This is a genomic window from Sphingomonas sp. (genome assembly GCF_036677245.1).
In the GTDB taxonomy this organism is placed as follows: domain Bacteria; phylum Pseudomonadota; class Alphaproteobacteria; order Sphingomonadales; family Sphingomonadaceae; genus Allosphingosinicella.
In genome coordinates this window covers 1-9,301 of record NZ_JAKFCG010000073.1, presented here as the reverse complement: position 1 = coordinate 9,301, position 9,301 = coordinate 1, and the positions used below count along the sequence as shown (strand labels likewise).

Below are 9,301 nucleotides of genomic sequence, written 5' to 3'. Positions count from 1 at the left end.
CGCAATTCATCGTCGGCGCGAACATCGGCGGCGACCTCGCCTTTTTGAAGAGCCCAGGCGCGGCCACCCCAGCGGCTTTCTCCGTCGGCGTCGAGTATCGCCGGGAGAAGGGCACAACGGCGGTCGATCCGCTCTATGCTTCGGGAGACCTGATCTTCTACGGCCAGGGGCAGAACATTTCAGGAAAATATAACGTCAAGGAAATTTACGGCGAGCTGAAGGTGCCGATCATCGAGGACAAGGCATTCTTCCACATGCTCAGCCTAGAAGCGGGTGTGCGCTATTCCGATTACTCCACGGTTGGTGGCGTTTGGACGTACAAGGCGGGTGGCGACTGGTCGCCAACCCAAGGCTATCGGCTTCGCGGTATTTACCAGCGCGCGGTGCGTGCGCCAAACCTCTACGAGCTTTACTCGCCCGTCGTCGCGGGTACGGGTGGTCTGGGCGTGGATCCCTGCGCCGGCGCCGGCGTCAGCGGCACAATCGCCGCGGTTTGCATCGCGCAAGGAGCACCTGCCGGGGCGATCGGGATCATCCCGCAGCCAATCTCGGGTCAGATCAACATCTTCACCGGAGGCAACCCCAACCTTAGCGAGGAGACGTCGGACACCTGGACCATCGGCGCGGTGTTCAATCCGCCGCAGCTGCCCAGGTTCACCGCGTCGATCGACTATTTCAACATCAAGATAAAGGGGGCGATCAGCGACACTCCGCCGTTCATTACGATCGAGCAATGTTACAGCGATCCAAGCATCACGAACCCCGCCTGCGCGAGCATCGTGCGTAATCCTGTGGATGGTTCGCTGAGTGGCCCGACTTTCGTGGGCGTGCCATCGACGCTCGGCAACGTCGGGGCGATCAAGACCGACGGCATCGACGTCACCGCTTCCTATCGCGGCGGTTTCGACGAGGGCTTCAATTACGGCATTCGATTTGCTGGCACGTGGACCAACAATTATAAGTTCCAGGCCGAGCCGACTTCGACGGCCGAGCAGTGCGCGGGCTTCTTCGGCCCGGTGTGCGACCTCGAGCCAATGCCCGAGTGGAAGCATGTCGTGGACCTCCGGCTGGGCTTCGGCGGCGCATCGCTGCTCACCCGCTGGCGTCATATCGGCAAGATTAAAGCCGATGATTCGCTGTCGGGCCCTGAAGGCATCGTGCTGCAGACCATCAAGGCATATAATTACTTCGACGAAACGCTGAGCGTCGACGTTGCCGAGCGCTACACATTCCGGCTCGGTGTCCTCAACCTGTTCGACAAGAAACCGCCCGTCGTCGGTGATACGACCGGTGCAACCGCTGTCGGTGGGGGGACTTTCCCGAACACCTATGACGTGCTCGGCCGGACATTCTTCGCAGGAGCGACCGTCCGCTTCTGATCCGAGAGCGAGGGAAGGCCCGGGCGAACCCCGCCCGGGCCTTTGCTTCAAACGCCGAGCACCGCTACGCCGAGATCCCATGAGCGTGCGTCTGCTCCTTCATCGCCTTTCGCTGGCTGATGCCGAGGCGGAAGTCGTCCCGGCGAGCGCGGCTGATCTGCGCTGCGCGAGCTTCATCGACGGCCGCAGCGATTTCTCCTGCGGGCCGCTCCGCCAGCTTGCGCTGCAAACTCTCTTGGAAAGCGAGTCTGGGCCGGCGCCGCCAATCCGTTTCCTTTTCCACATGGGATTTTGCGGCTCGACGCTGCTTGCGCGCCTTCTCGACCATCCTGGCTCGTCGCTGGTGCTGCGCGAGCCGAATTGTCTCGCCGATCTCGCCAACCAGCGAGCCGCGGCCGACCGCAACGGCGAGGCACTCGTGGCCTTCGATAAGGTTCTGGCAGCGGTCGCTCGCCATCTTGCCAGACCATGGAATGACGGCGAGACCGTGATCGTCAAGCCTTCCAACTGGATGAATAATCTGCTGCCGTCCCTGATCGCGGCTGCGCCGCTCCATCCTCTCTTCCTGACCACGTCGCGCGCAAACTATCTGGCCGCAGTATTCCGTGGGGGTCCGCAGCGTGTGGCCTTCACCGCACGCGCAGCGGCCCATCTCTCCAGTGGCGGCGGTGACGCGGCAGAATTGCTCGCTGCGGCGCTAAGGGCCAATCAGGATCAGACCGACACGTTGGCGCGGATTGCGGTCACGACGCATGAGATACAACGTCGTCAGTTCGCCAGGGCGATCGAACAGGGGGGCTGGGGTGAACGGCATCTGCTCGACCAGGCCGAACTTGCCGCGGACCCGGCAGCGGCATCGCTCAAAGCGGCCACCGCGCTTGATCTGGACCTGCCGCCACAAGCAATTCAGACCAATGTTGCGGCCTGGGCCGGGCGCCACGCGAAGGCACCCGGCAATGCCTATTCCCGCACTCGAGAAGTAGAGATCGGCTCCGCCATCGAGGCCGAACACGGTCCGGCGATCGAGCATGCCCTCGATTGGGCAGATCGTACGTTCGACGCTTAGAGTCGAATGCGATTAGGTGGATCGACTTCCGCTCGATCGCTCTTTGTTGCTGCATTGCCTGTTGCGAAAAGCCGGTGCCCAGCTTTTCGCGCCAATGCTCTAAGGAAGCTCGGTGCGGAGCCAGCCGGTGATCGAGATGCGGCTTCCCTCGGCATAAGGCGCAACATAGCTGACGCTATGCGGCTGCCCGATCGCGAACAGGTCCAGGGTGTTGAAGGCTGGCGTCATCGCCTGGGCAACGCCGCCGCTCGCATCGTTGAACAGCAGCAATCCACCCCATTCCGGACGCCACCCGCGAGTCAGCCCAAGCACGAACGCATGGCTGCGATGCTTGCCTCCCACCAGATCGTCGTGGCGCGTCAGGAAATCGCCGGCGCGATAGCGTGTTGCCTGGGCATCGACGAAGCGGATTTCGGGGTTACCGGTCAGCGCGCGAAAAAAGCCGAGCATCTGCGGCGACGACATGAACTGTGCGAAGCCCGCTAGTGGAGTTGCGGCCCGGCGGCGCTCCTCCGCGCCATCGGGGACGCGGATCGTGTCATAGCGGAACCTGAAACCATGCGCGGCTTCGCGAAAGATCGCGGCATCGAGCGCGCGCCGTTCCGCTTCTGCCATGGCAGCCAGTTGTTCGCTCGGCGTTTCGAACACGCGTTCGCCGCCCTTGATGACATGCTGCCAGTCGTGTGCCTCGGTGAGGTGGGAAAGCAGTGAAGCGGCGGAGGCGGCGGGCAGGAAATCGGCGATCCTGATCCGCCGCGCGCCGGCAAATTCCGCGGAAAGGCGAACCGGATCCAGCGTTGGATTTGGCGACAAATTCCCGAAAGAGCCCATGCGCGGATCCATCTACCTTCGCAGCTGCTGCGGTCAGCCGCGCCGCGCGACAATGTGCCGCCGAAGCCGGCGGTGCAAGCTCAGGCCGCCGCCCGCTCCGGCTCGGTCCGAAGCACGAGCTGGCCGTCGCCTTCGTCGATCCGCACCACCGATCCGTCGGGGATCTCGCCGCGCAGCAGCGCGTCGGCGAGCGGGTCCTGCAGATATTTCTGCACCGCCCGCTTCAGCGGCCTCGCGCCATAGACCGGATCGTAGCCGACCCTGCCGAGCCAGGCGCGCGCACCGGGGCTGAGCTCGAGCCTGATCTTGCGGTCCGCCAGCAGCCGCTGGACGTGCCCGACCTGGATGTCGACGATCGGGCCCATATGCTCGGGCCGCAGCCGGTGGAACAGGATGATCTCGTCCAGCCGGTTGAGGAACTCGGGCCGGAAATGGCCGCGCACCACCTCCATCACCTGCGGCTCGACATCCTCGACCCGTTGGTCGTCGGCCATGTTTGAGAGGAACTGGCTGCCGAGGTTCGAGGTCAGGATGATGATCGTGTTCGAAAAGTTCACCGTGCGGCCCTGACCGTCGGTCAGGCGGCCATCGTCGAGCACCTGGAGCAGCACGTTGAAGACGTCGTTGTGCGCCTTCTCGACCTCGTCGAACAGGATCACCTGATAGGGCCGCCGGCGCACCGCCTCGGTCAGCACGCCGCCTTCCTCATAGCCGACATAGCCCGGAGGCGCGCCGATCAGCCGCGCGACGCTGTGCTTCTCCATATATTCGGACATGTCGATGCGGACCATCGCATGCGAATCGTCGAACAGGAATTCGGCGAGCGTCTTGGTGAGCTCGGTCTTGCCGACGCCGGTCGGCCCGAGGAACAGGAACGAGCCCAACGGCCGGTTCGGATCCTGCAGGCCGGCGCGCGAGCGGCGGACCGCGGCGGCCACCGCCTTGACCGCATCCTCCTGGCCGATCACCCGCCGGCCGAGCTCCTCCTCCATCTGCAGCAATTTCTCGCGCTCGCCCTCGAGCATGCGATCGACGGGGATGCCGGTCCAGCGCGAGACGACCGAGGCGATGTCCTCGCTGGTCACTTCCTCGCGAAGCATCGCGCTCTCGGTCGCGGCCTCGGCCTCGGCGAGCTGGCGCTCGAGGTTGGGGATCGTGCCATAGGCAAGCTCGCCCGCCTTGGCCAAATCGCCCGCGCGCTGCGCCTGCTCGAGCTCGAGCCGCGCGGCATCGAGCTCTTCCTTGAGCTTCGATTCGGCCTGGATCTTTTCCTTCTCGGCCTGCCAGCGCTGGGTCAGCTCGGCCGATTGCTGCTCGAGATTGGCGAGCTCCTCCTCGAGCGCCGTCAGGCGGTCCTTCGAGGCCTTGTCGCTTTCCTTCTTGAGCGCCTCGCGCTCGATCTTGAGCTGGATGATGCGCCGGTCGAGATTCTCGATCTCCTCGGGCTTCGATTCGACCTCCATGCGCAGCCGCGAGGCGGCCTCGTCCATCAGGTCGATCGCCTTGTCGGGCAGGAAACGGTCGGAGATGTAGCGGTGCGACAGGGTCGCTGCCGCGACCAACGCGCCGTCGGTGATCCGCACATGGTGGTGGAGCTCGTATTTCTCCTTCAGCCCACGCAGGATCGAGATCGTGTCCTCGACGGTCGGCTCGCCGACGAACACCGGCTGGAAGCGGCGCTGCAGCGCGGCGTCCTTCTCGACATGCTTTTGATATTCGTCGAGCGTGGTCGCGCCGATGCAGTGCAGCTCGCCGCGCGCGAGCGCCGGCTTCAGCAGGTTCGAGGCGTCCATCGCCCCCTCGCTCTTGCCCGCGCCAATCAGGGTGTGCATCTCGTCGATGAACAGGATGATCTCGCCCTCGGCGCCCTTGACCTCGTCGAGCACGCCCTTCAGGCGCTCCTCGAACTCGCCGCGATATTTGGCGCCGGCGATCAACGAGCCCATGTCGAGCGCCATCACCCGGCGGTCCTTGATCCCGTCGGGAACGTCGCCGTTGGCGATGCGCAGCGCGAGGCCTTCGGCGATCGCGGTCTTGCCGACGCCGGGCTCGCCGATCAGCACCGGGTTGTTCTTGGTGCGGCGCGCGAGCACCTGGATCGTGCGCCTGATCTCTTCGTCGCGGCCGATGACCGGATCGAGCTTGCCCTCGCGCGCCGCCTCGGTGAGGTCGCGCGCGAATTTCTTGAGCGCGTCGTAGCGGTCCTCGGCGGTCGCGGTGTCGGCGGTGCGGCCGCCGCGCAGCTCGTTGATCGCCGCGTTGATCGCCTCGGGGCTGACGCCGGCATTCTGCAGCGCCTTGCCCGCGTCGGTGGTCGGGCTCAGCGCCAGCGCGAGCAGCAGCCGCTCGACCGTGACATAGCTGTCGCCGGCTTTCTGCGCGATCTGCTCGGCCTGGTCGAGCACCCGCAGCGCCTCGGCGTCGAGCCCCGGCGCGGCGCTGGCGCCGCTGCCGGACACCGCCGGCATTTTGGCCAGCGCTTCGTCCACTGCGCGGGTCGCGGCCTCGGCGCTGCCCCCGGCGCGGGCGATCAGCCCGGCCGCCATGCCCTGATCGTCCTCGAGCAACGCCTTGAGCAGGTGCGAAGGCGTGATGCGCTGATGGTTGAGCCGGATCGCGACCGTCTGCGCGGCCTGGAGGAAGCCCTTGGCGCGATCGGTGAATTTCTCGAGGTTCATGGCAATCCCCTTTAAGGCCAGAGGGCCCTTTAAACGTAGCCGCGATGTAGTGTTGCTTCTTTGCAACACAAGGGGTGCGGCTCCCATTCGGCGCTATAGACACGCGGTCGGCCCGATCCCCTACGCGAAACCCCCTAGACGAGCGCCCGTGGACGAGACGTCCTGTGCTGGCGTGTTGCGCCAGTAAGCCGCAGCGCTATGCTGCGTCCAACCATTTGCCCGACAAAGGGATTCCATGCGCCTTCGGCTCCTCTCCCTCGCCCTTTCCTCCGCGATCACCCTGGCCGCCACATTCGCCCTCACCGGCTGCGCCACCGCGCCGAGCGATGCGCCGGCATCCCCTGCCGCGGCCGCACCCGCGCCGGGAGCGAGCGCGCTCGCGGCGCTCGTCCAAACCATCGACATCCCCTACCAGCAATTCACGCTCGCCAACGGCCTGCGAGTCATCGTCCACGAGGACCGCAAGGCCCCGATCGTCGCGGTGTCGGTCTGGTACAATGTCGGCTCGAAGGACGAGCCGGCAGGCAAGACCGGCTTCGCGCATCTGTTCGAGCATCTGATGTTCAACGGCTCGGAGAATGCGCCCGGCGATTATTTCGAGCCGTTGAAGCAGATCGGTGCGACCGACATGAACGGCACCACCTGGTTCGACCGCACCAATTATTATCAGACGGTGCCGAGGGCGGCACTCGACGTCGCCTTGTTCCTCGAGAGCGACCGGATGGGCCATCTGCTCCGCGCGGTGACCCAGAAGGTGCTCGATAACCAGCGCGCGGTCGTCCAGAACGAGAAGCGCCAGGGCGACAACGATCCGTTCGGGCTGGTCGAATATGCCCAGCTCGAGGCCTTGTTCCCCCAAGGCCATCCCTATCGCCACTCGACGATCGGCTCGATGGCGGACTTGGATTCGGCGAGCCTCGAGGACGTCAAGCAGTGGTTCCGCAGCCGCTACGGCCCCAACAATGCGGTGCTGGTGCTGGCCGGCGACGTCGACGTCGCAACCGCGCGCGCATTGGTCGAGAAATATTTCGGCGATATCCCGCGCGGCCCGGCCAATGTCCCGGCGCAGGCGGCGGTGCCGACCTTGCCCGCGCCGGTCAGCCAGGTGATGAAGGACCGGGTCGCGACGACCCGGATCTACCGCAATTGGGCGGTGCCCGGGCTGCTCGATCCCGACGCCGTCCCGCTCGACGTCGCGGCATATGTGCTCGGCGGCCTTGCCAGCTCGCGGCTCGACAACGAGCTGGTGCGGCAGGACCAGACCGCGGTCGCGGTCACCGCCAGCCTCCAGGAATTCCATCGCATCAGCCTGTTCGAGGTGACCGCCGACGTGAAGCCCGGCGTCGACCCGGCGCAGGTGGCGGCTCGGCTCGACGCGATCATCGCCGATCTCGTGGCGAACGGGCCGACCGAGGACGAGGTCCAGAGGGTGGTGATGAGCTATGTCTCGGATCGAGTCCGCGGGCTCGAGCAGGTCGGCGGTGGCGGCGGCAAGGCGGTCGCGCTCGCGGAAGGGACGCTCTACGCCAACGATCCCGATTTTTCGAAGAAAAGGCTGCTCGCTTATACGAGCATGACGCCGGCGAAGGTGCGCGCGGCGATGCAGAAATGGCTGACCCGTCCGGTGTTCGCGCTGAATGTGGTTCCCGGCGAGCGCGAGGCCTATCAGGAAGCCGGCGCCAAGGCGGCCGGATCGGCGCAGCGCCCGCGTTACTATCGCCAGCCTGAGGCGCCCGAGGCGCCCGAGATGCCGGGCCCAGACGCGGGAGCGCCGGGCCATCAGCCGCTGCAATTCGCTGGCGTCGACCGTTCGAAGCTGCCGCCGGTCGGCCAGATCGCCGATCTCGACTTCCCCGATGTCGAGCATGCCAGCCTGTCGAACGGCATAAAGGTCAGCTTCGCGCGGCGCACCGCGGTGCCGGTGGTGCTCGTCTCAATGCAGTTCGACGCCGGTTTTGCCGCCGATCCGCGCGGCAAGCGCGGGCTCCAGGCGCTGACCGCATCCCTGCTCGACGAAGGCACCGCCCGGCTCAACTCGCGCGAGATCGCCGAGGCCAAGGAAAGGCTCGGCGCCGACATCGGCATCGGCGGGTCGATCGACCGCACCACCGCGACCCTGTCGGCGCTGACCACCAACCTCGCGCCTTCGCTCGATCTGATGGCCGAGATCATCAAGGCGCCGCGCTTCGATCCGCGCGAGTTCGAGCGGCTGCGCTCCCAGCAGCTCACCGGAATCGCGAGCGAGCTGACCCAGCCGCTCGGCATCGCCTTTCACGCGCTTCCGCCTCTGCTGTTCGGCCAGCATCCTTATGGCGTGCCGCTGACCGGATCGGGCCATGCCGACGAGGTCCGCGCGCTGACCCGCGACGATGTCGTTGCCGCGCACGCGAAGTGGCTGCGGCCGGACAATGCCCAATTGTTCGTCGTCGGCGATACCACTTTGGCCGAGATCATGCCGTTGCTCGAGGCGCGGTTCGGAAGCTGGGCTCCGCCTGCCGTGCCCAAGGGCGTCAAGGATTTCGCGGCGCCCGTCCCGCCCGCCAGGCCGCGCATCGTGCTGATCGACCGCCCGCAATCGCCGCAGTCGCTGATCCTCGCCGGAAGTGTGATCCCGGTGGAGGGCACCGACGAGCTGACGACCTTGCAAGCGGCGATGGAGGTGCTCGGCAACGACTTCCTCTCGCGCATGAACATGGACCTGCGCGAGACCAGGGGCTGGGCCTATGGCGTCCAGGGCTTCGTCCGCCGCGCCGAGCATCAGGTGCCCTATATGATCTACGCGCCGGTCCAGGCCGACCGCACCGGCGATTCGATCGCGGCCTTGCAGCAGCAGATGACGAGCTTCCTGACCACCAAGGGCGTCACCGCCGCCGAGCTCAGCCGCACCGTCAACGGCAGCATCCGCGAGCTTCCGGGCAGCTTCGAGACATCGGGCGCGGTGCTCGGCGCGATCCAGGCCAACGAGCTCTACGATCGTCCCGACAATTACCAGGAGACGCTCGCCAGCCGCTACCGCGCGATGACCGCGGCCGAGCTCGACCAAGCCGCGCGGCGGGTGCTGAGGCCGCAGGACCTGCTGTGGGTCGTCGTCGGCGACGCCGCCAAGGTCCGCCCCCAGCTCGCCAAGCTCAAGCTGCCCGTCGAGGTCATGGTCCTGAAATAAGAAATTCCTCCCCCTCAGAAATTCCTCCCCTGCATTTGCAGGGGAGGGGGACCACCCGGAGGGTGGTGGAGGGGCAATTTCGTCAAGGCCGCCCCTCCACCGCTGCGCGGTCATGATCCGTTGCACAGTGCCCCGCACTGTGCAGCCAAGCCGGGGGCTTGGCGGCCGGATCATCCCCCGGAAC

At 66.0% G+C, this 9,301-nt stretch carries 5 protein-coding genes; 3 read left to right on the top strand and 2 right to left on the bottom strand.

What is annotated here, in order from left to right; genetic code table 11:
• The coding region (locus V6M48_RS08860) for a TonB-dependent receptor domain-containing protein (RefSeq protein WP_332812178.1) at window positions 1-1,379 on the top strand (1,379 nt) is incomplete at its 5' end.
• 79 nt (window positions 1,380-1,458) lie between these two features.
• Window positions 1,459-2,445, top strand: coding sequence for a hypothetical protein (locus tag V6M48_RS08855; protein WP_332812177.1), 987 nt, complete (start codon window positions 1,459-1,461; stop codon window positions 2,443-2,445).
• Between the two features lie 99 nt (window positions 2,446-2,544).
• Here the strand turns inward: V6M48_RS08855 and V6M48_RS08850 are convergent, their stop codons facing one another.
• On the bottom strand, window positions 2,545-3,276 hold the full coding sequence (locus V6M48_RS08850) for a 2OG-Fe(II) oxygenase (RefSeq protein WP_332812176.1): 732 nt from the start codon (window positions 3,274-3,276) through the stop codon (window positions 2,545-2,547).
• An 80-nt stretch (window positions 3,277-3,356) separates the two neighbouring features.
• The gene (gene clpB, locus V6M48_RS08845) at window positions 3,357-5,954 is read right to left on the bottom strand and encodes an ATP-dependent chaperone ClpB (protein ID WP_332812175.1); all 2,598 of its coding nucleotides are present in this window, start codon (window positions 5,952-5,954) and stop codon (window positions 3,357-3,359) included.
• A 235-nt stretch (window positions 5,955-6,189) separates the two neighbouring features.
• Between clpB and V6M48_RS08840 the strand changes: the two genes are divergently transcribed.
• Window positions 6,190-9,117, top strand: coding sequence for a M16 family metallopeptidase (locus V6M48_RS08840; RefSeq protein WP_332812174.1), 2,928 nt, complete (start codon window positions 6,190-6,192; stop codon window positions 9,115-9,117).
• The last annotated feature ends 184 nt before the right edge of the window (window positions 9,118-9,301 follow it).